We start from the raw sequence: 22,871 nt of genomic DNA on the forward strand, positions 1-22,871 counted from the left end.
CCGGGTTTGCTCTAGTCGTCTCGGCGGGATTCGGGGAGGAACCGCGCCATCACTTTGCCCGTGGGGTTGCGGGGTAGGGAGTCGACGAAGTTCACGTCGCGGGGAATGGAGTGGTGGGCGAGTTTGTCGCGGACCCAGTCGCGGACAGCATCGGCGGTGAGCGAGCGTCCGGCTTCGTCGTCGGAGCGGACCACCCAGACGGCGACGCGCTTGAAGGTGTCTTCGTCGTCGACGCCGCCGGCGTACACGTCGGCGATGCCGGGCATGGGCTCGAGGGTCTCGGTGACGGATTGGGGGTGGACGTTCTCGCCGCCGATGATGATCATGTCGTCGTTGCGGCCGAGGACGTGGAGGCGCCCTTCGTCGTCGAAGTAGCCGCGGTCGCCCATCTCGATCAGCCCGTCAATCATGACCAGAGGGGTATCGGGGTTGGAGTACCCCTTCAGGGCGGTCTCGTTATTGAGGAAGATGCGGCCGGGCTGGCCGTGGGGGACTTCGTTGCCGGCGTCGTCGTAAAGCCTGATTGTGCTGCCTGGCACCACGCGTCCTGCGGCAGTGGGGTGGGCAGCGACGTCCTCGGCGGTGGCGACGGTGGCCAGTGAGAGCTCCGTCGAACCGTAGATGTTGGCGAGGATCGGGCCGAAACGCTCGTGCACGCGCGCGACGACATCGGCAGTGAGTGCGTTGCCGGAAGACGCGATCCACTTCAGCGTCGAGGTGTCCCATTGCTCGTTGTCGGGCAGGTCGAGCATCTGTTTGTAGAATATCGGCGAAGAAATCAAGCCCTCCACGCGGAAGTCCTGGATCAGCTTCATCGCCTTCACTGGATCGAATTCACGCTGCGTGACAATCGTGGAGCGCGAGCCGAGTCCGACGACAAGCGTCGCCCAACCCCACGTGTGGAACATCGAGGCGGATTGCAGCACGGTCTGGTTCGCGTACCACGGCACGGCGGACAGCAGTCCGGTGAGCACGAACGGCACTTTCGGCTCGGTGCGCAAAATGCCTTTCGGTACGCCGGTCGTGCCGGAAGACATGAGCACGATGTCGCCCTGGGGCGGGATGAGCGGAAGTTTCGGCAGGTCAGCGTCAGAGACAAGCAGCTTATCGACGCTCCCTTCTCCCTCCCCTCCGTACCCCCACACGACGGCGACACCGTCCATGGCGGGGTGGTCGGCCGGGATGCGGTCGGCGAATTCGGTGTCGATGAACAACACGTTGATCCCGTTCTCCTCGATGCAGCCGGCGAGCTGCTCCGGGGAGGAGCCGATATTGAGCAGGAAGGCGGCGCCGCCGGCGTAGCTCTTCGCGGCGAACGGAATGACGAAGTGGCGTCCGTTGCGCGCCATGATGCCGATGCGCAGCTCTTTCAACCCGTTGTCCTGCTTGTGCTTGACCAGCCACCGGGCGAGTTTGTGGGAGGCATCGCGGAGTTGGCGGTAGGTGAGGAGACCGGAGTCGTCGATAAGCGCGGTGCGCTCCGGGCAGCAGCGCGCGCCTTGCTCTACCTCGCGTGCGGCGGTGATGCCCCAGCGAGGCAGATCCCCGAAACCGCGGACGAAGACCCCGGGGCCTCCCTCGAAGCTGACAATCCTGCGCCGGACAATCAGCGAGGCGAGCTCGGCAAACGCGCCGACGCGCTGGAGCGGGGTGTAGCTGGTTTGGTTCGCCATGACGGTGTCCTTTGCTGTCAGTTAGCCCGTTGGATGTCAGGGGTATCACACGCTTATCGTTTCCAACGGGATATTTCGTTAACGTCGCATCGTGGAGCCGCGCGGTAGTCGCTTCTCGCTCTTGCCTGTAACATTTCCGTGCGTCGGGTCGACGAGCTAATTGTGGGATTTTTGCCCGTTATTTTCAATTGAAAACTAAAATATCTTCCACGCACCAACACCTGCCATGTACGCCGACTTTTCAGAAAGTGGATGGATGATGTTCACCCGTACCCGCCACCGCGTAACCGCCCTCGTTGCCGCCGTCCTCATGGGCGCCGGTGTGGTCGCGGGACCCGCTGCTCCGCAGGCTGAAGCGCAGAATGGAAACATGGTCATCTTCGGTGACTCCGTTGTCGCGGATGCCCCGTCGATGGAATACCTCGGTGCCCGCATCGGACTACACCCCAACGGCAAATCCGATCCGGCGCGGTGGTGCCCGACCAGCCCCAACAACTTCGGCAAACAGGCCGCCCGCCAGCTAGGCCTGCAGCCGCGCGACTTCTCCTGCCCGGGTGCGGTGAGTATTTCCCGCGGTCCGAATATTGTGGCCCAGATTGACCGCGCCGTGCGTGAACGGGGCCTCGACCGCGCCACCAAGCGCGTCGTGCTGCAGGTCGGTTTCAACGACACTTACAACCACATCGGGGAGGACCCGAAGAAGATCCGCCGCGACTACGTCAATTTCATGCGCCCGCAGGTGGACCGCATCCGCCGCGCGGCACCGAACGCCCGCATCCAGATCGTCGGCTACCCCACAATTACTGGCGGCGACCGGGTCTGTCTTTTCCACATCGGCCCGAACATGTACGACGCCACACCGATGCCGTCGGTCAGCTACTGGGAGGATCTCGCCCAGTGGATGAATGTCGATCTGGCGCGCGCGACCCGCACCCAATTCGTCGACCTCAAGCCCGGCACCCGCGAGCACGGTATGTGCGCCCGCGACGATCAGCGCGAGTTCGCCGGCCTCATCGACTTCTATGCGGGCCCCGGCAACGCACCGGTCCACGCCACGCAGCGCGGCCACGCCCGGATGGGACGGATTCTCGCGGCGTCCTAAGGAGTTTTCGCTACCCTCGGGGGCATGACGAACAGCGAGACTAACCTCCAGGACCAGACCGTGAAGGGTGTCATCGCCCGCGAAAAGGGCGCGGAAGTGGAGCTCACGGACATCGTGATCCCCGCGCCGGGCCCTAATGACGTTGTGGTGAATGTTCAGGCCACCGGTGTGTGCCACACGGACCTCGCGTACCGCGACGGCGATATCGAGGACGCGTACCCGTTCCTCCTCGGCCACGAGACCGCCGGCATTGTGGAGACCGTCGGCGAGGACGTCGCCCACGTCGAGCCGGGGGATTTCGTGGTGCTCAACTGGCGCGCAGTGTGCGGCGAGTGCCGCGCCTGCCGCAAGGGCGACACGAAGAACTGCTTCAACACGCACAACGCGTCGAAGAGCATGACGCTTTCCGACGGCACCGAGCTCACCCCCGCCCTCGGCATCGGCTCCTTCGCCGAGAAGACCCTCGTGCACGAGAAGCAGTGCACCAAGGTGAACCCGGACGAGGACCCGGCGGCTGCAGGCCTGCTCGGCTGCGGCATTATGGCCGGTCTTGGCGCTGCGGTGAATACCGGTGACATCCAGCGCGGCGAAACCGTCGCCGTCTTCGGTCTGGGCGGAGTCGGTTTGGCAGCCGTCGCAGGAGCGGCGCTGGCGGGGGCGGTGAAGGTGATTGCGGTGGACGTCGATAAGCGCAAGTGCGATGCCGCGACCGAGCGTTTCGGAGCAACCCACGCGATCTGCTCGAAGGACATGGATGAGGACACCGTGATCGCGAAAATCCAGGAGCTCACCGGCGGCTTCGGCCCCGATGTCACCATTGATGCCGTTGGCATCCAGCCCACGTGGCGCCTGGCGTTCTACTCCCGCGACCTCGCCGGCCGCATGGTCATGGTGGGCGTGCCCAACCAGACCGACCACGTGGACATCCCCGCGATCGACCTGTACGCCCGCGGCGGCTCCATCAAGCCCGCCTGGTACGGCGACTGCCTGCCGGAACGCGACTTCCCGGCCTATGTCGACCTGCACCTGGACGGCCGCTTCCCACTCGGCGAATTCGTCTCCGAGCGCATCGCGCTGGACCAGGTCGAAGAAGCGTTCACGAAGATGAAGCAGGGCGACGTGCTGCGCTCTGTCGTCGAACTCTAAGGAGGAACCACCATGAAGATCGAGAACGTAGTCACCTCCGGCCTGTTCAAGCTCGACGGCGGCGAATGGGAGGTGGACAACAACGTCTGGATCGTCGGCGACGACTCCGAGGTGCTCATCATCGACGCCGCGCACGATGCCGAAGCGATCGCGAAGGTGGTCGGCGACCGCACTGTGAAAGGCATCATCGCCACCCACGGCCACAACGACCACGTCGACGCCGCGCCGCTGCTGAGCAAGCTTGTCGACGCCCCCGTCTACCTCCACCCCGGCGACGACATGCTCTGGGGCGACGCCAACCCGGCAGAGCCGTTCGAGCCGCTTTCGGACGGCCAGGTCTTCCACATCGCCGGCACCGAGCTCAAGGTGCTGTCCACCCCGGGGCACTCGCCGGGATCCGTGGTGCTCTACGCCGAGGAAGCCGGTGAACTATTCTCCGGCGATACCCTATTCCAGGGCGGCCCGGGCGCAACGGGGCGCAGTTTCTCCTCGTTTGACACCATCATCGCCTCGCTGCAGAAGTCTGTGCTGGATCTGCCAGCGGAAACAGTCGTGCGCACCGGGCACGGCGACAACACCACCGTCGGCGCTGAGGCGCCGCACCTGGAGGAGTGGATCCGCCGCGGCTACTAGCGCAGTCGCGGCGGAGGGTTTCCGGGCTGGCCGCCCGGAAAAGAAGGCTAGTTCTTCACCGTTTTCTGCAGCTCGCCGTTGATGACTTTGCGGAAGTCGTCGATAGGCAGGGCACCGCCGATGAACTCGCTGTTGACGATGAAGCCCGGCGTGCCCGAAATGCCCAGGCCCTGCGCGTAGTCGAGGGCCTCGGCGATCGCCTTGTCGTACTTGTCGCTGGCGGCGTCCTCGCGGAACTTATCGATGTCCGGCACCTCCGCCGTCTCCGCGAAACGCACGAAGTCCTCGAAGCCGAACCCGGGGTGGCCGTCGGTGCCGCGGGCCTCGTCAAAGTAGGCCTTCTTGTACTCGGCGAACTTGCCCTGCTCCGCCGCTGCTCGACCTGCCCGCGCAGCGGCCTGCGAGGTCTCGCCGTTGATCGGCATGTCGTTCCACTCAATGCGGACGTAACCCGGTTCCACGTACTCCTTGAGCAGCTCCGGCTCTGTCTCTGTGGCATGGCGGATGCAGAAGGGGCAGTCCCAGTCGGTGAACTCCGCGATGACCACCGGGGCGTCGACCGCACCGACCGCGAACGGATCGTTGGGGTCGCGGCGCGCCGAATTGGAAATCTCCTGGCGCGAATTGATCGGCGATCCCGGACCGTGGATCATCGCGGCTTCTTCGCTGGCCTTGGCCTCAGCGAAATCGGTGCCAGGCTTCGCGTCTTCAGGGATCTCGGTCACAGGAGCTGAGCTATCTGATTCCGGCAGCTCACCCGCTGCTAGCGCGTCGACGGCGCGGTCGTATCCGTGATTCTCGCCGAGAATGTAGCCGCCCACACCGGTGCCCAGAGCGAACACTGCGGAAAACGCCCACATCAGTGCGGGGATTTTCGCCCCGCCTCGGTCGTTGTTGCCCTTGTTGTCCTCGGTCGACTTCGCGCTCATGGGGCTTTAGTCTAGCCTGCTAGCGCTTCACAAGCTGTGCGGGGCGGGCGGTTCCATTCGGGGATTGGTCTCTGTCTCAGATGGTGACGGTGCCGGCGCCGGTGCCGGTTGCGCCCCTGTCGGCGGCACCGCGTTCTGCAGCGCAACCGCCCGGGCGAGACGCGCGTAGCGTAGCTCCTGCTCCCGGAACCGCACCCACGTGGACATCGTGGTGAAGAAGAACGCGATGATGAGCACGTACAACATGAGGTCGGTGCCGCGGTCGACACCGAGCCAGTTGGCGAGGACAGTCACGTCATCGGGACGCAGGATCGCCCACACAGCGGCGAGCACCATGAGCACGAAGCCGATCTTCACCCACGCCTTCGCATTGGCTTTCTTGCGGTTGGTGAAGAAGTACAGCACCAAAATGAACGCGGCGAGCAGCAACAGGACTTGGATCATGGGAGTCTCCGGGCGACGAGGCCGTCGGCAAGAATGTTCACGCCGTTGACCAGCGACTGGCCCTTCGACATGGAGTAATCGGTGTAGAGGATATCCACGGGCTCCTCGGCGACGCGCCAGTCGAACTCGTCCATCATGTTCACGATTTCGGAGGCATGGGACATGCCGTTCATGCGGATGTTCATTTCGGCGGCGACTTTCGCGTTGAACGCGCGGAGCCCGTTGTGGGCGTCCGTGAGCCCGAGCTTGCGGCTGCGCGGGGAGAGGAACACGACGGTCTTGAGCACGACGCGTTTGATCCACGGGACGTTGTCGGTGCCGGACCCGTCGGCGAAGCGCGTGCCCACGATGATGTCTACCGGCTCTGTGCGCAGGCGCTCCACCATGCGGACTACGTCGTGAACTTGGTGCTGTCCGTCGGCGTCGAAGGTGACAAAGTACTTCGCACCCGGCTGCGCACGCGCATATTCCACACCCGTCTGGATCGCGGCGCCTTGGCCGAGGTTCACCGGGTGGTTGACCAAGTGGGCGCCGGCGGCGTGAATGTCGGCGGCGGAATTGTCGGCGGAACCGTCGTTCACGGCGACGATGTTGGGGAAGGTTGTCAACGCGTTGCGCAACACGTCCCCGATGACGGGGCCCTCGTTGTAGCAGGGCACGACGAGCCACGTGTCGTCGAATCTGCTCTGCTGGGTCATGAACGAGACTCTAGTCCCCGCGGTGGAACAGGCGGGAGTAAACGCGCCGCATCGCACTCAACGGGAGTGCGCGGTAGAGGTTGCGCACGGCGTAATTCGCGGCGGCACGGGGGCGCGAGACCAGGCCGTAGCTCACGAGCGCACGCTGCATTTCGCGTTCCGCACGCCGCGTTTCAGGAGTGGTGCGGCGCTTCATCTGGGCGTCGTCGACACGGAAGTAGGTGAGCGGTTCCGGCAGGTTGTGCAGTTTCTTGCCGCCGGCGATGAGCCGCGCCCACAGGTCGTAGTCCTCCATGTTGTGCATGGGGCGGTAGCCGCCGACTTCGCGCACGTCGGCGACGCGCATGAGCACCGACGGGTGGTTCATCGGCGAGTTGATTTTCGCGTACCGCGCGATCGCGTCGTGGGTTTCGGGCAGGCGCCGGACGCCGCCGAGGGTGTCCCCGTCGAATTCCTGCATTGCGGTTCCCAGCACGGCGATTTCCGGGTGCGCTGCCATGAACGCCAGCTGCTTTTCCAGGCGCTCGGGGAACGCTGCGTCGTCAGAATCGAGCCGCGCCACGAATTCCGTGTCCACGTCCGCCAAGCCCTCGCGCAACGCGATGCCCAACCCGCGGTTTTCGGGCAACGTCACGGTGTCAACAGAGCTCAGCAGCTTATCGACGTCCCCCTGCACCGCCCCGTCCCTCACCACCAGTACCCGCTCCGGCGGGCGCGTCTGGGCGTCGATGCTGTCCAGGGCGTGCTTGAGCTCCTCCGACGTGGTGTTGCGGTACACCGACATGAGGACGGTGACCGCGCCGGGTTTCAGACTCGCACCTGTTCCGGTGCCCGGCACTGAGTCGGCGTTGGGCTTGGGGTTGGCGTCGGGCCCGGAGTCGGAGTCGGCATGGGAGCTGGGGTGTGGGTTCATGGTCAGTCCCGGGCTGCGTCGATAAGGTACTGGCCGTAGCCGGATTTGAGCATCGGCTCGGCGAGGCGCTCGAGAGCCGCGGCGTCGATGAAGCCCTGCCGGAACGCCGCGACTTCAGGGGAGCCGATGACCGTGCCGGTGCGTTTCTGGATCACCTCGACGTACGAGCTCGCTTCGCTCATTGAGTCGATGGTGCCTGTGTCCAGCCACACGTCACCGCGGTGCAGGCGGTGCACTTTGAGGTCGCCGCGCCGCAGGTAGGTCTCGTTGATGCTGGTGATCTCCAACTCACCGCGGGCACTCGGGGTGATGGTTGTGGCGATGTCCACGACGTCGTTGTCGTAGAAATACAGCCCCACCACCGCGAAATTGGACTGCGGGTGCTCCGGTTTCTCCTCGATGGCGGTGGCGGTGCCGGTCTCGTCGAAGCTGACCACGCCGTAACGCTCCGGGTCGGAGACCTCGTAGGCGAAGATGGCGCCGCCGGCCGGGTCGTAGGCGTCGCCCATGAGACGGGTGAGCTCCGCGCCGTCGAAGATGTTGTCGCCGAGGACGAGCGCCACGGAGTCGCCGCCGATGAAGTCCTTGCCGATGATGAAGGCCTGAGCCAAGCCGTCGGGGGAAGGCTGGACGGCGTAGTCGAGCATGAGGCCCCAGGAGGAGCCGTCGCCAAGCAGGCGCTTGAATGCGTCCTGGTCTTCGGGCGTGGTGATGATCAGGATCTCCCGGATGCCCGCGCTGATCAGCGTGGACAGCGGGTAGTAGATCATCGGCTTGTCGTAGATGGGCATGAGCTGCTTCGAGATGCCCTTGGTGATCGGGTACAGCCGCGTGCCCGATCCGCCGGCGAGAATGATGCCCTTCATGGTTGGGATTTTAGCTACCCCAGGTACAGGGCGAGCGCCACGCGCCAGTTCGTCGGCGTGAAGCCGGTGGCCTCGATCTTGTCCAGTGTGAGCGTCGACTCCGCGGGCCGGGGTGCCTCGGGCCCGAATTCCGCCTGGTATTCGGCGGAGCTGACTGGGTGCACGTCGGCGGGGTCCGCGCCCGCGGCGACGAAGACGGCCATGGCGATCTCATCGCGCGTCGCCGAGTCGCCGGAGGAGGTGATGTTGTAGATGCCGTACTCCGCACCCGTGTCAATCAGGTGCACGATGCCCTTGGCAAGATCCTCCGCCCACGTCGGGCGGCCGCGCTGGTCGTTGACTACCTTGGGTGCGACACCTTCGCGCGCCAGCCGCGCCATCGTGGCCATGAAATTTCCGCCGTCGCCGAACACCCAGCTCGTGCGCACCACGTAATGTTTCGCAGCCGCGGCAGCAGCAGCTTCGCCCGTGCTTTTCGACGCCCCATACACCCCCAACGGACTCGGCAACTCTTCCTCGGTGTGCTCTGCGACCGTCCCGTCGAAGACGTAGTCGGTGGACACATTCACCAAGGTCAGGTCGTACCGGTTAGCCACCTGCGCCAGCTTCGCCGGGCCAAGGGCGTTGACCTCCCACGCAGCTGTCCTACCCTCAGCGGTTTCCGCCCCGTTGACGTCGTTGAACGCCGCCGCATTGATGATCGCGGAATACTGCGACCAGTCCCGCGCCTCCATCATTGTCTCCACCGGCCACGTCAGGTCGAAGTCGTCGTGGCCGCAGAAATCCGCGTCCGGCAGCAGCGCCCGCAAAGCGCGTCCCAACTGACCGTCCGCCCCGGTGACGAGGGTGCGGCGGGGAGGGACGGGGGCGGCGTCGATAAGCGGCGGATGGGCGAGGTCCTTGGGCGAGACTTCCGTGGGCTCGAGCGGCCACTCGATCTCCTTGAACGAGCAGAACGCGTAACTTGCGTCCGGCGACCACCGCGCGTTGCACAAATAGATGTACGTCGTGCCGTCCTCGAGCGCCTGGAAACCGTTCGCCACACCCCGCGGCACGAAAACCGCCGTGTCCGGGCCGATCTCGCATCCGTACTTCTCGCCGTACGTCGGCGAGCCTGCGCGCATGTCCACCCACGCGCCGAACACTCGCCCCGTCGCCACCGAGACATACTTGTCCCACGGCTCCGCGTGCATCCCGCGCGTCGCACCCTTCTGCGCGTTGAAGCTCACGTTGTTCTGCTCCACCCGCAACGGCGGCGTACCCGCCCAATTCTCCTTGAACCACCCGCGGTTATCACCGTGGACCGTGAGGCGGTGGACTGTCAGGCCGTCGATCGGGCAGCGGGCGTGTGCGCGTTCCTCCATGGAAGCGAGTCTAGTTCCGGGGAACTTACCTGCGGCGGTAAGTGGAAGCTCCACCGAAAATCCCGTTGCCGGAGGCTAGAACGGCAGCTGGAAACCTCCGTTCGCCATTCCCAGCGCAGCAACGCCCAGACCGAGGAGCGCTAGGACGCCGACGACGATGCCGACGATGGCACCCACAGACGAACCTTCCCCAGTCGGACCAGGCTTCGGAGTGTCGGTGGTTGTCAGACTGGGCCTAGTGTTCGGCTTCGGGGTGGTGTTTGTCGGGGCGCTCGGTTTCGGAGCCGTGCTTGGTTTCGGAGCCGTGCTCGGTTTGGCGCTAGTGGGAGTGCTGGCGCCTACGCTCGGATTCGTTGTCGCGGATTGCAAGCGGGAATCGACTCCAGCGGAAAGCCCGCGGTTCTTTTCTTCCTGGGCCCTGCGACCGCCTTCGATGTTCACTTGGCGGGTGCTGCCACTGACATTGACAGTGAGGCCATTGTAGCTCGGCCGGACCCCCTTAGTGTCTGTAAGCGGGTCTGTTGTGCCGCTGATGCCGAGAGCTTTCTTCGCGCCACCTGCCATGTAGAACGGGGTGCCGGAGCTCACTGCTCGCTCCGTTGTGGCATCCCCCTCGTAGTATGCACCCCCGCTGAGCTGGACGTGCTCGTTGAAGAACATCGTGGTGCCCCAGACGATGTTGTTCCGGTCGACAGCGATACCCAAGCCCATGCCCTGAAAGGACGCGTTGAGCATACCGGCATTGTGGAGAGGTGAATTGCGCCATTGCTCAAACAATTGCACTGCGAGGTCGGCCCAATCTGCTTCAGTCATGCTGGCTGGGTTCTTGGTGAGACTCCTCAGTAGGATGTTCTCGCCTGAGCGGCCCCACTGTTTGGCGTTGGAGTGCTGCAAAGCGTTTTCTAGACAGGCCTTGTCACTCGCGGAACAGCCGTTTCCTTTCCCAGCCATCACTTTGGAGTAGTCCTCCGACCGTTGGTTGAAGAGCTGGTGGGTGCGAAGCGGGTGGAGTCCGTTGGCGATTCGGTAGTCGTTGATCAGCTCCATTGTGGCCTGGGAGGTCAGAGCGATCCACTGATCGGTGGTCAAATTGGACGTGTCGATCCGGGGTTGATTAACCGTGTTCACCTGCGCAGCGGCGAAGGGGGTGGTGGCGACTGGAACGGTGGCCGTCCCAAACGCAACTGCAAGCGCGACGGCTGGGGTAATGATCAAGTTGGAACGCGAACGGTGCGGAGTGCGGGACATTTGAGCTCCAAGTTAGGCTGGCGTGCGAGGGGCACGTGAGAAACGGGAATCCTCTGGGGCATGGGCGGCCGATTAATGGCCAGTTTCACATTACTTTGTCAGTAAGAATTAAGAATGCTGAATGTGATGAATTTCTTCTCGCTCTCAACAAGGCGGCTGCGTCACCGTCACTGCGCCTGTGCTCGATACCCCTGCTCAACAGCTTCTTTATGGCCGCACCACCAAGCTTCATTGGTGCGATACCATGCTACAGTTTGCTCGAGGCCTGCACGGAAGTCCTGGCCGTAGTGGGGAGTCCACCCCAGTTCACCACGGAGCTTTGATGCGTCCATCGCGTATCGACGATCGTGGCCCGGGCGGTCAGCGACGTGCTTGTAGGTGCCGCCCATCAGCTCGCAGATGAGCTCGATGACTTCTTTGTTTGAGTGTTCGCCGTTGGCGCCAATGTTGTAGGTCTCGCCGGGACGTCCGCGCTCGAGGATGGCGAGCACAGCATCGTTGTGGTCGTCGACGTGGATCCAGTCGCGCACGTTCGCGCCGTCGCCGTACAGTTTGGCGGGGCGGCCGGTGAGAAGGTTCGTGATTTGTCGCGGGATGAATTTCTCGATGTGCTGGTAGGGGCCGTAGTTGTTGGAGCAGTTCGAGATTGTCGCGTTGATTCCGAAGGACCGCACCCATGCGCGGACGAGGTGGTCCGAGCCAGCTTTTGTCGCGGAGTATGGCGATGAGGGGCGGTAGGGGGTTTCTTCGGTGAACCGGGCGGGGTCGTCGAGCGTGAGGTCGCCGAAGACTTCGTCTGTGGACACGTGGTGGAAGCGGTTTCCGTGTTTGCGCACGGCCTCCAGCAAGGTGAAAGTGCCGACGAGGTTGGTGTGTACGAAAGGGGAGGGGTCGCGAAGCGAGTTGTCGTTGTGGGATTCCGCGGCAAAGTGGACGATCGCGTCAGCTTTTGCAGCGAGCTTATCGACGTTCCCTTCATCCTCAATCCTCCCCACCACCAATTCGACGTTGCTGTCGAGTCCTGCCAAGTTATCGGCGTTGCCGGCGTAGGTCAGGGCGTCGAGAACAATGATGCGTAGCTCTGGGTAACGCTGCGTAGCCAGGCGCACAAAGTTGGAACCGATGAAACCTGCACCACCGGTGACCAGCATTGTTGTGCCGAATGGGGAGGGCTGGGAAGTCATGCGGCTATGGTACGTCACGTTTCCGGGGCGGCGGCGGTTGAGAGTCCTGCTAGGTGAACGGCCGCGCCGATGAGCGGGCCCGCGATGAGCGCGACGCACACGGTGACTGTGACCCCGGAGCCCGTGACAGCCGGCAGGACGAAGAGGAGGACGAAGGTCCCCACGGAGCCGGCGACCCAGCCCGCCACGTACCAACCGTGCAGTTCGAGAGCGAGGACCGCGGTGCCTGTGATGATCAACGCGCCCATGATCGCCGACGCGAAGGTGAGTACCCCGAGCGGAAGACCGGGCACGAATAGCTCTGGCGGGAAGAAAAACCGGAGTATCCACGGACCGATAAGCCAGGCTGCGGCGAAACCGATGAGCCCAACAGCGATGATCGCGGCGATCGGGCGCGCGAGCGAGGAGTAGATACGCGCGCGGTTATCCACGAACCGTACGACCAGCGCGGATTGGAAGCGCTGCAGAGGCACGAGTACTGGGGCCCGGGTGAGCAGCACAGCTTGGTTGACGGCGGCGACGGCAGTGCCAGCGGCCGCGGCATCGGCGGGAAAGGCTGCGTTGAGCACCACCGGAAAACCGGTGATCAAAGTCGCCGATGCACCGGTGGCGACGATCGCGGTGAGGACGCGCCGGAGGAATTCCCCGCGGTCCACATCGAGGGCAACGCGGATATGGTTGCGGGCCTGCGGCGACACAGCCAGGGTGACCAGCCAGCTCATCGCGCCGACAACGGTGATGACTAGGAATGCCTCAACACCCCACCCGGCACGCCAGGCGACAACAGCGAGCGCGAGGCGCACGCCTGAATCCAGGGCGACGAGTCCGGCGTACTGGTTCCAGAGCCGGGCGCCGCTCAAAATGCCCGACACGATCGCCTGGTAGACGTAGTTGACCAGCCCGATCAAGAGCAGTTGCGTGGCTAGACCCGGGGTGAGCGGTACGACGCTGTCCATGAACAGGCCGCCGAGAACGACGGTCAGGATGATCACGGCCGCGACAATGACGAACGACATCCGCCACGGGTTCGCGGTTCCGCGGGCGGGGCGGCCCCGCTCAGCTCTTTCGCGTGCCGACGCCACCGCCCTCGTCGTCTCCTGCGTAATCCCGTCAATGAATCCCGCCGAGGCGAAGAACAGACTCCAGTAGGCCTGGAAATACCGCATTTGGGTCTCGGCATCCAGGGTCCACGATGCGACCCACAGCACCACGAACCCGGAGAGCGCCGCGAAGACAGTCGCGAATGACAGCGATTTCATTGAAAAGAAATCCTACCGAGGTGCCAGCGAGCTGTAAGAAGGGCCCGCGGCAGCCCTCGAGGCAACTCTCGCGCCAGTCCACGTGGCAACTCTCGCGATAAGCCCCGCGGCTGGGATCGCGAGTGGGATCGAGGCTGGGATCGCCGCGAGGCCCGCGACAGACTCACCTAGTCTTCGAGCAGGTCCTGCCCCCAGTATTCGCCCTCTGCGGTGCCGTGCGGGATGGCAAAGACAGCGGAACCAATGTGGACGATCCACTCGTTGAGGCGGTCGGCTTCGTCGAGACGCTTTTGGATGGGATCGAATTGCCGCAACGGGTCTTGTTGGAAGCAGATGAAGATCTGGCCCGCATTTGAGCTGCCCCGCGAGTCCGGTCCTGGCGGCATGTCGTAGTTGAAGGGCCGCCGGAAAATCCGTTCTCCCTGGTTGTCCGGAGCTGACTTTGCCCGGGCCATGTGCGAGTTCGGGTCGATGACCGGAAGACCGTACTCGTCCCGAGCATCGAGGTCGGGTTCGTCGAACTCGTTCTCACCGGTCAACGGCGCTCCGTTGTCTAGTGCCCGACCGGTGACGACTTCGCGGGAGGGGCGGTCGAGGATGTCCCATTCGTCGAGAAGCATTGCTACGCGACGCACCACCATCGCACTGCCGCCCCGCAACCACTCAGGGCCGTCGCTGATCCACACGAGGTCGTCGAATTCCTCCACCGGCGGATTTCCAGTGCCGTCGAGCTGGCCGAACAGGTTGCGGGGTGTCTCGCCTGTCGCGACGGAGCCGCGGGCATGCAGGAAGCCGTCTTGGATCCAAGTCACGTCGGCGTAGCTGCGTGCGGCTTTGGTCATGAAGCGTGCGGCGTGGGAGACGGTGAAACGGTCGTCGCCGCAAATCTGGAGGCAGAGGTCGCCGCCGGACCAGGCGACGCTAAGCTCGTCGCGGTTGTACTCCGGCAGGTCGCCCAACCAGGCTGGGGCTTTCGCACCGAGCCCGAGCTTGTCCAAGAAGTTCCGGCCGAAACCGACCGTGATGGTCAAGTTGGCGGTGGAGGCGAGGTTCTCCTTTTCCAGGTCAGCCAGCCCAGCTAGCCCCGAGCACATGCGCCGGGCATCGTCGGTCCACAGGCGCATGAGGCGTGTCGCGTCGTCTCGGGATTCGCGGTTGCTCTTGAGGTCGAATGCGATGAGTTTGATGAAGGCTTGCTCCGGCGTCGCAATTCCCGCTTGGTGCTCTCCGTCGAACTCCACCCGGGAGTCGGCGAGGAAAGCTTCACCAGCTTCCCCTGATTCCTGCGTGCCCTGGCCCGGCCACGTGCTGTCGCCGCTGTTTTTCTCGCCTGCGGTCGGGTTGGTGGCCGTTTCATTCGCGCACGCGCTCGTGCCCGCCGCGACGGCCCCGGCAGCTCCCAGAACCCCCGCGCCGTGCAGGAACTGTCGGCGTGTCGGAGTTTTGCGTGAAGCGGCTGTAGCTGAGGCTGGTTCCGGCTCGGTGCGGGGCGTGTCAGTCATAGGGCCTTTCAACGGAGTAAGAGGGAATCTCGTGGGAAGCTAATTGCCGGCGTGTTCTGCGTGACCAGCATGGTCAGTGTGGTCCGCGTGCTCAGCACCGGCATCCCCACCGTAATTTTCCTCGCCGGACGGCTGCTCGCGAACGGGAAGCTCCAGCGCTTGGACAGAGCCGTCGCTCATGGTGATTTCCACGGCGATCTTTTCGCCAGCGGGAATCGCGCCGGGGCAGTTCATGATCATCAGGTGGTCGCCGCCGGGGACAAGCTCGTATGTTCCGCCCGGGGCGATGGTGAAGCCGCCTGCCTTTTCACGCATCATGCCGTCGACAACCTCGTGGAGTTCGGTGGAGGAGCCCTCGAGAGCTGGGGAAGCGAAGGACACCACCGTGACGTCCTTGTCAGATGTGTTCTTGAGGGTGCCGAAGCAGGAGGTCATGTCCGAGTGCTTCGCGTCCAATTCGGTCATGTGCTCGTTGTCCTCGGGGTTTCGGGCGTCCGGCTTGGCGCGGCAGTAACCCTCTGTCAGCTGCACAACGGAGGCCGCTCCGCCTGCTTCGTCGGCGGTGGTGGCCGTGTCTGTTCCGTCGGCGTCATGTGCAGCGTTGTCAGTGTCGCTGGCGTTGTCAGCGTTGCCAGCATCGCCGCAGGCCGCCAAGCTCAGCGAACCGGCAAACAGGACGGCTGCCAGGGAGAAGAGCTTCTTGTTCATGGGGCTCCTTAGAAGATCAGGTGCGCTTATCGTCGCTGAAGCGCCTCGAGGGATCAGTCGTTGCCGGCGTCGCTTTGGTTCCCGCACCCGATTTTGTCGTCCAGCCAGGTGTAAATGAGGGCTTCGACGCGTGCGATTTGTTCGTTGTCGGCGGCGCCCGCGTGTCCGCCAGCGGTGTTTTCGAAGTAGTCGACGGGCTGGCCGGCTTTAGCCAACGCGAGGGCAAAGGTGCGGGCGTGGGCGGGGTGGACGCGGTCATCGCGTGTCGACGTCGTCACCAACGCCGGCGGGTATTCCCGCATTGAGTCCACGTTGTGTAACGGGGACCAGCTCTCGATGGCGGTGCGCTGTTCGGGGTTGTCGGGGTCGCCGTACTCGGCCATCCATGAAGCACCGGCGGACAGGGTGTGGTAGCGCAGCATGTCGGTGAGCGGCACCTGGATCACGGCTGCTCCGAACCGGTCCGGGTACTGGGTCAGCGCACCAGACGTTAAGAGCCCGCCGTTTGAGCCACCGCGGATGCCGAGCATCGCGGGCGTCGCATAGCCGCGCTTGACGACGTCTTCCAGCACCGCCCGGTGATCCTCCCACACCTTGTGCCGGTTGGTCTTGACTACCTGGGAATGCCACTCGGGCCCGAATTCGCCTCCGCCGCGCAGATTGGGCTGCACGTAGTAATAGCCCTGTTCTAACCACGCCATCCCGCGGACAGTCGAGTAAGCAGGGGTAAGAGAGACTTCGAATCCCCCGTAGCCTCCGACCAGAGTCGGTCGTGGGGCTGCGCTCTCTGAGTCCTGGGCACCAAAACGCCCCACGATGAAGTACGGAATTTTCGTCCCGTCTGCGGACACTGCCCAGTGTTGGCGGGTCTGAATCCCGGAGGAATCGAAAAGAGCGGGTGCTTGGCGCACGATGCGGCCGTTTCTGATCAAGGTCGAAGGGGTGCTAAACGACGATGCGTTGATCCACACCTCTTCCCCGTGAACCTCGTCGAGAGGACTAGTCGCCACCACCGATGCGGTCGCGGCTTCCGGTAAGTCAACCAGCTCGCGCTCCCAGCTCCCGAGTCGGAAGCGGGTGATGCGGGTGGCCACATTGTCAAGCGTGGTGGCGAGGACGCTTTGCGAGGTGAACGAGAGGTTCTGGGTCGCGGCATCGTCGATAAGCGTGGTGATGTCACGGTCCCCGGCGAGGAAATCATCGAGTCTGATCACGCCGAGTTTCCCTGTTTCAAGGTTGGCGAAGTCCGATCGAGGCAACAGAAAGAGCCACTGTTCGTGGGGGATGGCGGTGCAGTCTGAGGGGGCGTCGATAAGCGTGCGCGTGGTGGGTGAATCGAGCGGCGCGATGTGCGTTTGTGCGGTGTAGAAATCGAGGGCGCGGGTGAAAATGATCCGCTCATGACCCGGCGTGTGGTCGACCCCTGCTCCGACCGCGACGTCGTCTGGTTCACCGCGGAAGACGACTGGTGCTTCGCTGAGAAGCTCGCCCCGCCGCCATACGCGGATCTCGACCGGGTAGCCCGATGTCGTGACGCTGCCCGCCCCGAGATCCGTGCCGACAAGTAGCGTGTTGCGGTCCAGCCAACTCACGTCCGATTTCGCTTCGGGCAGAGTGAAGCCGTTGTCGACAAAAGTGAGCGCGGCAAGGTCGAATTCGCGAACAACCACCGCGTCAGCTCCTCCGCGGGACAACCGCACCAGCGCCCGGTCGTTGGCGATAGGGCGTACCGACGCCCCTTTCCACACCCAATCTTCTCCCTCGGCTGCTGCGAGATCGTCGATGTCAAGGACTGCTTCCCACTCGGTGCTATCTGCGAGGTAGCTCTCCAGGGTGGTGCGACGCCACACGCCGCGCGGGTGCGAGTGATCGCGCCAGAAGTTGTAGAGGTGTTCGCCGCGGCGGGTGACGTAAGGGATTCTGTCGTCGGTGTCTAGCGCACTCCGGATCCGTGCAGCGAGCGACGTCGTTTCGTACGCCGATTCAGTCAGATCGGACCAATCCTTCGCCCACGTGAGAGCGGCCGTGCCGGTGATGTTGTCCAGCTCAGCGGGGTCGATCGTCAGATCGGGAACAGGGGGCCGGGTCGAATCTGCCATACCGCCACCCTAAGGCCCAGTGAAGAGGAAAAGAAAAACTCCGGAACGTCGCTGCTCCGGAGTTCTACGGTTGTGTCAGGCTCGTGTTACATGCCGAAGGCCGGCTTGATCGTCTTGTTCCAGGAGTTCTCCAGGTCCATGCGCCAGAACGGCCACGAGTGGGTGCCAACGTTACGGAACTCGTAGTGAGCCGGGATCTTGAGACTGTCCAGCTTCGCCTTGAGGTCGTGGTTGCACGTGTTGATCGCTGCCTCAATCACGCCACCCTCAACCTGCAGGGTCAACGAAGCTGCGTGAGCTGCCACCGCGGGGGCACCCTTGGCGGCAATGTAGCTGACCATGTCCTGCTCTGCTGCGAGGCCGGTAGCGGTGGAGACGTACAGCTTCGTGCCGCGGAGCTTCTCGGCATTGAGAAGAGCGTCGTTGGCGCGGTTGTACGGGCCGCCCATCGGGCCCCACATCTGCTCCGGCGTGACAGTCTTGAAGTTGGCGGCCGAACCCGCTCCGCGGTTCACCGTCAGGCGGGCGAAGTTGTACGCGGCCGGGGACGAAGTGGCGGCGCAACCCGAGAAGCTTGCCGCAGCGTCGTAGAAGCCCGGAACCTTCTCCGGCAGGAGCAGCGCAGACGTGCCGGACATGGAGAAACCGAGGATTGCACGGCGGTTATCCGCACCGAGACGCTTCTCAATCGGCCCCGGCAGCTCCTTGGTCAGGAACGTCTCCCACTTCTGGGGGCCCTTGAAGTACGCGGCATTCGGAGTGTTCAGCCAGTCCGTGTAGTAGGAGAAAGCGCCCTCCATCGGGATGACGACGTTGACGCCCTTCTTCTCATAGAACTTCTGGGTCTCGGCGTAGGTCAGCCAGTCCGAATCCTGCTCTGCGCCACCAGCACCGTTGAGCATGTAGATCGTCGGAGCGTTCTTGACCAATTCGCCCTTATCGTTGCGCGCCGGAATGACGGCCACCGGGATATCACGCCCCATGGACGGTGAACTGACCCAGAAGGCCCACACCTTCTTGTGGTCGACCTCGTTAACCCACTTCGCGGTTTCGCCGGTTGTGACCGCCTTGGGGGCGGGGTGGGCGTTCCAGTTCTTGACAGTTCCAACTGCAGCGTTGCCCGCTGCCTGCTGGGGATTGACCGGTGCTGCGTCTGCGGTGAGCGCAGACCCAGCGCCGAACGTGAGCGCCGTGGCGGTGGCAATTGCGGCGACGGAGCGGAAGAGCTTCATACTAAAAGTCCTTGCGAGTTTTGACGGGGTGCGATCCGGCTCGACCCCAGCCGATATGGTTCCACTCCGATCTTCGCCGCACTGACGCGTTCCGTTACCGTAACGCGTATGCGCGCCTAAGAATCTTGGAGCGAACTTGACTTTAACGGTGGGGTAGCTGGCGCACAACCGGTAATTCCATTCCAGTTGTGCACAATGTTAATCATGTTACGATCCGTCGTGCGTGTGTTGTCGTTCCGCTCGGACAGAAACACTTGAGGGCCTTGAGGGCGATGTCGTAACGAGGACGCAATCCAGCGCGAAACACCCAATGAAACGGACATGGGTAACTTTCCCAGGTTCGAAATTCCCGGGATTGACTCAGCCGCCAGCTGAGATACCCCTCGGGGCGAAGAAGACCACGGCAACAGAAAAGGAATTATCCCATGAAGAACTCCCCGCTGAACCCCATTGAGCAGATCCAGCTGATGATCAACGAGTTCCTCGGTGGTGTCGTCCACCAGCTTTCCTCGACGTCGTCCACCGTTGCTCTCAGCCTGGGCATGTTCTAGGAATTCTGTACCGCGAAAGCTTTAGCCGGGCCCATTTCCGGGGCCTGGCTTTCGCGTTCCCGGACCGTTCCCCCTGAGCCTCTTCAAGGACAGGCCATGGAAGTACCCTTTTATCAGCTGTAAAGCGCAGCTGAGGGGGTGCAGCTGGGTGTTCTCGGCTGCGTCTTTTGTCGTTTACCCCTCTTTTCTGGTCGCTTGAGGGTCGGGTGTCGTCTAGTCGGTTTTTCCGGGCGTGCCGATGGGGCCGTGGGGCATGCTTCGCCTCCGGCTGGTCCAGTTGTTAGCGTTTTCCCGCTCCGTCTCCTCGATCCAGTAGTTTTGGATGGTCCCCGCCCTTTAGTTCGGCTGGCCCACTGGTCCACTGGTCTTGGTGGCCCGGCGTTATTCCCGTTGTTTATTCTCGTTGTTTTCCGAACAGTAGGTGCATCGCGCCGTATTGGTGGGTGGTGTTCGCCGCGGGCCTCCCCCTGGGGGATACCCATACTGGGGTTCCTGCCCTGATCTCTACCCGGCCGCGGTTGTTGCGGTGGGGATCATCGTCGTTGGTGCGGTTGTGGTACCTGCACACCACCGACAGGTTGTCCATGTTTGTCTGACCACCCTTGGACCAGGCGGTGACGTGGTGGACCTCGCAGTTATCCGCGGCATGCCGGCACCCCGGCACAGGACACGTTGTGAGTGTTGCTCGGGCCAGGTCACGCTGCTTGGTGTTAGCGAACCGTTTCGTGTCGTACAGGTTCACCGCACCCGCCTGCGGATGGAAGATCGCTACTTCCAGATCCTCACCATGGAACCGGGCCAAATACTCCGCACCGGTCATGGTGGTGCCGTCAGATAGTCCCAGGATGGTGTCGTTGCCCTCACCACGCAGAATCCTCGTGTGGTCTGCTAGCGGGACTACTACCAGTGGGCGGGGTACAGCATCAGCTACACCACCCTCACCGCGCAGAATGTCGGTCAGTGCTTCATACATTTGCGGGCCTGCCGGACGACCCGGATCCAGATTCCGGCGCAAGGCGTACTCGAGGGCGGCGATGAAACTAGCGTCACCCGTGGCGGTAAAGGAACGTGTCCCTTTCTTCGGTGTGCTGAACCGGACCGTGGACACCGGGGCGGGTGTGTCCTGATCGGGATCGGGGATGATCGTCTTCGCACGCCGCTTCAAGGTGTTGTAGTCACCACGCACGGACAATAAGGCAAGCCGTAGCCGCCACGTCTCACTTGCCGGTGTGACTGCTTTGAGTTGGTTTTCGATCAACACCAACTGATCCAGAGACTTCCCCGTCTCCCTAGCGATCCGGATGGCATGCGCTTGCTTCCGGGTGAACCTCGTCGGGCCGAAGTAGACGGTGTGGACACGCTCCCACTCATCAACAGTGGTCGGTTTGACGCCGGCATCACGAGCAGCCTGACGGTCAAACCCAGCCAGGACATCCAAAGGACTCGTGATCGAGCCGAGGAAAGCGTCAAACGTGTTCATGCCCCACACGCTAAAACCCGGCAACCACGAACGAAAGGGCACGGCCCGAAACCTGTGGATAACCGTCGACTCCGCCGGAGTTATCCACAACCCCCGGTTCCATCACACTTTGAAACCGCCCTCTGACGTGCGCAAAAGGGCGGTTCCATCCATCGCGAAGAAAATCTAGCGGGCGCGACCGGCGAGGTGCTCGGTGTCGACGGCGCTTGAAAGCTATTTGTTGCCGGGATTCCAGGTGGGGCGGTCAAGGGCCGGGGCATCGGCGCGGACAAAGGAGTCGCCGATAAGGGCGGGGCCGAAGGTGGTGTTCCACGAGCGGCCCAGGTCGTCGATCCAGACGGACCATGCGTGGGTGCCGGTTTTGCGGAACTCGTAGTGGGCAGGGATGTTCAGGTTGTTGAGCTTTGCACGCAGGTCGTGGGTGCAGGCATTGGTCGCGGCCTCGATGACTCCGCCTTCAACGGTGGTGGTCAGCGATCCGGAGGAGGCCTGTGCGAAGTCCTGTCCTTTGCTCATGCGGTAGCCGATCATGTCCGACTGGGATCCGGTGCCGGAGCCGTTGGAGATGTAGATGGCCTTGTCGCGCAGCTTCTCGGCGTTGACCAAAGCGTCGTTGTGGCGGTTGTAGGGGCTGCCCATGGGGCCCCAGATGTGGGCGGGGGTCACGGAAGTGTAGTCGGATTTTCGAGCTGCGCGGTTCACGGTGAGGGCAGTGAACGCCCAAGGCAACGGAGTAGACGTTGCGGCGCAGCCAGAGAAGGAGCCGACGGCGGTGAATTGGTCGGGGAAGTGCTCGGCGAGAAGGAGGGAAGAGGTGCCGGACATGGAGAATCCGAGAACACCGCGTTTGTCGTTAGCGCCGAGTTCGTGCTCCACGGCGGGTGGAAGCTCCTTGCCCAGGAATGTGCTCCACTTCTGTTCGCCCTTGAAATACGGAGACTTCTGCTTCAGGGTTTCGCCGTCGGTGAGCCAGTCGACGTAGTAGGAGAATGCGCCCTCCATGGGGATGACCACGTTGACGCCTTTGCCCCTGTAGAAATCTTGAGCTCCTCCAGTGGAGATCCAGTCGCCGTCCTGCTCGGCGCCGCCTGCGCCGTTGAGCATGTAGAGCGTCGGTGCATTCGAAACCGGGTTTCCATCGCGGTCGGTGGCGCGGATGAGAGCGACGGGGATGTCGCGTTTCATCGATTCGGAGTAGACGTACCAGCCTTCGACACCCTCGGTGCCGTACCAAGCCTGGGTTGCGCCGGTGTCGCCGTAAATCTTCTTAGGGGCATCGGACGGGCCGGTCATTTTCCGCATTTTCGCGCGGGAAGCTATATCGTTGCGGTCCGGTTTGTTTCCTCCGAGGTCAGGAACCTCCTGGGCGCGGGCTTCGATCGTCGGGTCAACAGGAGCTGGCTGGCTCAGTGTAGCGACTGCCCCATCGACCTCAGAGGGGGAGGCTGGGAGGGGCGCGGCGCCGTCGTCAAGCGAGGCTTCCTCGTAGGCGACGTCGGCCGCGACGTCAGCATCAGCAGTGGCGTCCACAATCGGATCGCCGTAGAGAATGTCGGAGTAGTCGTCGGCTACGGCGTCTTCTTCGGAGAGATCAGCGTCCGCGGCTTCGGCGTCCTCGGCGAACTCGTAGCTTTCGGCATCGGCTGCGGGGTTGATGGGGGCGGCGTCGCCGACTCTGGGGGAGTTCGCCGCAACGCGGTCAGCTGTCGTGTTCTCGCGCTTGTCTGCGGCGTTGACGATGGAGAAAGATCCTGCGGCGACGGCGATCGCGGCAACGGCAGCGAGGGCGGGGCGGGAAAACTTCATTGTGATGATCCTTCGCGGCGTTTGAACGGTGATG

The 22,871-nt window shown here is 63.3% G+C and carries 20 protein-coding genes; 4 read left to right on the forward strand and 16 right to left on the reverse strand.

All coding sequences use genetic code 11. From position 1 onward, the window contains the following. Nucleotides 1-11 precede the first annotated feature (11 nt). Entirely contained in the window at nucleotides 12-1,673 is a 1,662-nt protein-coding gene (locus CZ338_RS04115; RefSeq protein WP_087117029.1) for an AMP-binding protein, read from the reverse strand. A 259-nt stretch (nucleotides 1,674-1,932) separates the two neighbouring features. Between CZ338_RS04115 and CZ338_RS04120 the strand changes: the two genes are divergently transcribed. The 3 genes from CZ338_RS04120 to CZ338_RS04130 are packed head-to-tail and all read left to right on the forward strand — an operon-like array spanning nucleotide 1,933 to nucleotide 4,554. Next, on the forward strand, nucleotides 1,933-2,775 hold the full coding sequence (locus CZ338_RS04120; protein WP_087117281.1) for a GDSL-type esterase/lipase family protein: 843 nt from the start codon (nucleotides 1,933-1,935) through the stop codon (nucleotides 2,773-2,775). 24 nt (nucleotides 2,776-2,799) lie between these two features. Then, nucleotides 2,800-3,921 (forward strand): S-(hydroxymethyl)mycothiol dehydrogenase, encoded by a 1,122-nt coding sequence (locus tag CZ338_RS04125; RefSeq protein WP_087117030.1) that lies wholly within the window; start codon nucleotides 2,800-2,802, stop codon nucleotides 3,919-3,921. A gap of 12 nt (nucleotides 3,922-3,933) precedes the next feature. Next, a complete protein-coding gene (locus CZ338_RS04130) occupies nucleotides 3,934-4,554 on the forward strand; it encodes an MBL fold metallo-hydrolase (protein ID WP_087117031.1) in 621 nt (206 codons plus the stop codon). Nucleotides 4,555-4,601: 47 nt separating this feature from the next. Here the strand turns inward: CZ338_RS04130 and CZ338_RS04135 are convergent, their stop codons facing one another. The 13 genes from CZ338_RS04135 to CZ338_RS04195 all read right to left on the reverse strand — a co-directional run bounded on the left by CZ338_RS04135 (nucleotide 4,602) and on the right by CZ338_RS04195 (nucleotide 19,000). After that, a complete protein-coding gene (locus tag CZ338_RS04135) occupies nucleotides 4,602-5,483 on the reverse strand; it encodes a DsbA family protein (protein WP_235839432.1) in 882 nt (293 codons plus the stop codon). A gap of 27 nt (nucleotides 5,484-5,510) precedes the next feature. Then, on the reverse strand, nucleotides 5,511-5,927 hold the full coding sequence (locus CZ338_RS04140; protein ID WP_087117032.1) for a DUF2304 domain-containing protein: 417 nt from the start codon (nucleotides 5,925-5,927) through the stop codon (nucleotides 5,511-5,513). Continuing rightward, complete coding sequence (locus CZ338_RS04145; protein ID WP_087117033.1) at nucleotides 5,924-6,625, reverse strand: glycosyltransferase family 2 protein; 702 nt, start codon at nucleotides 6,623-6,625, stop codon at nucleotides 5,924-5,926. The genes CZ338_RS04140 and CZ338_RS04145 overlap by 4 nt, the downstream gene beginning before the upstream one ends. 10 nt (nucleotides 6,626-6,635) lie before the next feature. Next, entirely contained in the window at nucleotides 6,636-7,538 is a 903-nt protein-coding gene (locus tag CZ338_RS04150; RefSeq protein ID WP_407919358.1) for a glycosyltransferase, read from the reverse strand. 2 nt (nucleotides 7,539-7,540) lie between these two features. After that, nucleotides 7,541-8,404 (reverse strand): glucose-1-phosphate thymidylyltransferase RfbA, encoded by an 864-nt coding sequence (gene rfbA, locus CZ338_RS04155; RefSeq protein ID WP_087117034.1) that lies wholly within the window; start codon nucleotides 8,402-8,404, stop codon nucleotides 7,541-7,543. A gap of 14 nt (nucleotides 8,405-8,418) precedes the next feature. After that, the gene (locus CZ338_RS04160; protein ID WP_087117035.1) at nucleotides 8,419-9,768 is read right to left on the reverse strand and encodes a sugar nucleotide-binding protein; all 1,350 of its coding nucleotides are present in this window, start codon (nucleotides 9,766-9,768) and stop codon (nucleotides 8,419-8,421) included. A gap of 75 nt (nucleotides 9,769-9,843) precedes the next feature. Next, nucleotides 9,844-11,016, reverse strand: coding sequence for a CAP domain-containing protein (locus CZ338_RS04165; RefSeq protein WP_087117036.1), 1,173 nt, complete (start codon nucleotides 11,014-11,016; stop codon nucleotides 9,844-9,846). A 167-nt stretch (nucleotides 11,017-11,183) separates the two neighbouring features. Beyond that, nucleotides 11,184-12,200, reverse strand: coding sequence for a dTDP-glucose 4,6-dehydratase (rfbB, locus tag CZ338_RS04170; protein WP_235839433.1), 1,017 nt, complete (start codon nucleotides 12,198-12,200; stop codon nucleotides 11,184-11,186). Between the two features lie 14 nt (nucleotides 12,201-12,214). Further along, nucleotides 12,215-13,459 (reverse strand): hypothetical protein, encoded by a 1,245-nt coding sequence (locus CZ338_RS04175; RefSeq protein WP_087117037.1) that lies wholly within the window; start codon nucleotides 13,457-13,459, stop codon nucleotides 12,215-12,217. Nucleotides 13,460-13,626: 167 nt separating this feature from the next. Further along, a complete protein-coding gene (locus CZ338_RS04180) occupies nucleotides 13,627-14,961 on the reverse strand; it encodes a Dyp-type peroxidase (RefSeq protein WP_087117038.1) in 1,335 nt (444 codons plus the stop codon). Between the two features lie 39 nt (nucleotides 14,962-15,000). Further along, nucleotides 15,001-15,669, reverse strand: a complete 669-nt coding sequence (locus CZ338_RS04185; protein WP_087117039.1) for a copper chaperone PCu(A)C — start codon at nucleotides 15,667-15,669, stop codon at nucleotides 15,001-15,003. A 53-nt stretch (nucleotides 15,670-15,722) separates the two neighbouring features. Further along, nucleotides 15,723-17,768 (reverse strand): prolyl oligopeptidase family serine peptidase, encoded by a 2,046-nt coding sequence (locus CZ338_RS04190; protein WP_087117040.1) that lies wholly within the window; start codon nucleotides 17,766-17,768, stop codon nucleotides 15,723-15,725. Nucleotides 17,769-17,854: 86 nt separating this feature from the next. Beyond that, nucleotides 17,855-19,000 (reverse strand): alpha/beta hydrolase, encoded by a 1,146-nt coding sequence (locus tag CZ338_RS04195; RefSeq protein ID WP_087117041.1) that lies wholly within the window; start codon nucleotides 18,998-19,000, stop codon nucleotides 17,855-17,857. 425 nt (nucleotides 19,001-19,425) lie between these two features. Here CZ338_RS04195 and CZ338_RS11230 point away from each other — a divergent pair, with 425 nt between their 5' ends. Further along, the gene (locus tag CZ338_RS11230; protein ID WP_268875422.1) at nucleotides 19,426-19,551 is read left to right on the forward strand and encodes a hypothetical protein; all 126 of its coding nucleotides are present in this window, start codon (nucleotides 19,426-19,428) and stop codon (nucleotides 19,549-19,551) included. A 394-nt stretch (nucleotides 19,552-19,945) separates the two neighbouring features. On the opposite strand, the gene CZ338_RS04200 is transcribed toward CZ338_RS11230, so the two are convergent. Beyond that, nucleotides 19,946-21,031 (reverse strand): HNH endonuclease signature motif containing protein, encoded by a 1,086-nt coding sequence (locus CZ338_RS04200; protein WP_087117285.1) that lies wholly within the window; start codon nucleotides 21,029-21,031, stop codon nucleotides 19,946-19,948. A gap of 213 nt (nucleotides 21,032-21,244) precedes the next feature. Continuing rightward, complete coding sequence (locus CZ338_RS04205) at nucleotides 21,245-22,837, reverse strand: alpha/beta hydrolase (protein ID WP_235839434.1); 1,593 nt, start codon at nucleotides 22,835-22,837, stop codon at nucleotides 21,245-21,247. Nucleotides 22,838-22,871: the final 34 nt, after the last annotated feature.

The sequence above is a fragment of the Corynebacterium urinipleomorphum genome (genome assembly GCF_900155535.1).
GTDB lineage: Bacteria > Actinomycetota > Actinomycetes > Mycobacteriales > Mycobacteriaceae > Corynebacterium > Corynebacterium urinipleomorphum.

Excerpts from the sequence above, each read along its gene's own strand:
- CZ338_RS04195 (WP_087117041.1), bottom strand. The coding sequence starts at position 19,000 with ATGAAGCTCTTCCGCTCCGTCGCCGCAATTGCCACCGCCACGGCGCTC.
- CZ338_RS11230 (WP_268875422.1), top strand. The coding sequence starts at position 19,426 with ATGAAGAACTCCCCGCTGAACCCCATTGAGCAGATCCAGCTGATGATC.
- CZ338_RS04135 (WP_235839432.1), bottom strand. The coding sequence starts at position 5,483 with ATGAGCGCGAAGTCGACCGAGGACAACAAGGGCAACAACGACCGAGGC.
- CZ338_RS04190 (WP_087117040.1), bottom strand. The coding sequence starts at position 17,768 with ATGGCAGATTCGACCCGGCCCCCTGTTCCCGATCTGACGATCGACCCC.
- rfbA (WP_087117034.1), bottom strand. The coding sequence starts at position 8,404 with ATGAAGGGCATCATTCTCGCCGGCGGATCGGGCACGCGGCTGTACCCG.
- CZ338_RS04120 (WP_087117281.1), top strand. The coding sequence starts at position 1,933 with ATGTTCACCCGTACCCGCCACCGCGTAACCGCCCTCGTTGCCGCCGTC.
- CZ338_RS04150 (WP_407919358.1), bottom strand. The coding sequence starts at position 7,538 with ATGAACCCACACCCCAGCTCCCATGCCGACTCCGACTCCGGGCCCGAC.
- CZ338_RS04185 (WP_087117039.1), bottom strand. The coding sequence starts at position 15,669 with ATGAACAAGAAGCTCTTCTCCCTGGCAGCCGTCCTGTTTGCCGGTTCG.
- CZ338_RS04180 (WP_087117038.1), bottom strand. The coding sequence starts at position 14,961 with ATGACTGACACGCCCCGCACCGAGCCGGAACCAGCCTCAGCTACAGCC.
- rfbB (WP_235839433.1), bottom strand. The coding sequence starts at position 12,200 with ATGACTTCCCAGCCCTCCCCATTCGGCACAACAATGCTGGTCACCGGT.
- CZ338_RS04145 (WP_087117033.1), bottom strand. The coding sequence starts at position 6,625 with ATGACCCAGCAGAGCAGATTCGACGACACGTGGCTCGTCGTGCCCTGC.
- CZ338_RS04130 (WP_087117031.1), top strand. The coding sequence starts at position 3,934 with ATGAAGATCGAGAACGTAGTCACCTCCGGCCTGTTCAAGCTCGACGGC.
- CZ338_RS04205 (WP_235839434.1), bottom strand. The coding sequence starts at position 22,837 with ATGAAGTTTTCCCGCCCCGCCCTCGCTGCCGTTGCCGCGATCGCCGTC.
- CZ338_RS04165 (WP_087117036.1), bottom strand. The coding sequence starts at position 11,016 with ATGTCCCGCACTCCGCACCGTTCGCGTTCCAACTTGATCATTACCCCA.
- CZ338_RS04115 (WP_087117029.1), bottom strand. The coding sequence starts at position 1,673 with ATGGCGAACCAAACCAGCTACACCCCGCTCCAGCGCGTCGGCGCGTTT.
- CZ338_RS04160 (WP_087117035.1), bottom strand. The coding sequence starts at position 9,768 with ATGGAGGAACGCGCACACGCCCGCTGCCCGATCGACGGCCTGACAGTC.
- CZ338_RS04175 (WP_087117037.1), bottom strand. The coding sequence starts at position 13,459 with ATGAAATCGCTGTCATTCGCGACTGTCTTCGCGGCGCTCTCCGGGTTC.
- CZ338_RS04140 (WP_087117032.1), bottom strand. The coding sequence starts at position 5,927 with ATGATCCAAGTCCTGTTGCTGCTCGCCGCGTTCATTTTGGTGCTGTAC.
- CZ338_RS04200 (WP_087117285.1), bottom strand. The coding sequence starts at position 21,031 with ATGAACACGTTTGACGCTTTCCTCGGCTCGATCACGAGTCCTTTGGAT.
- CZ338_RS04125 (WP_087117030.1), top strand. The coding sequence starts at position 2,800 with ATGACGAACAGCGAGACTAACCTCCAGGACCAGACCGTGAAGGGTGTC.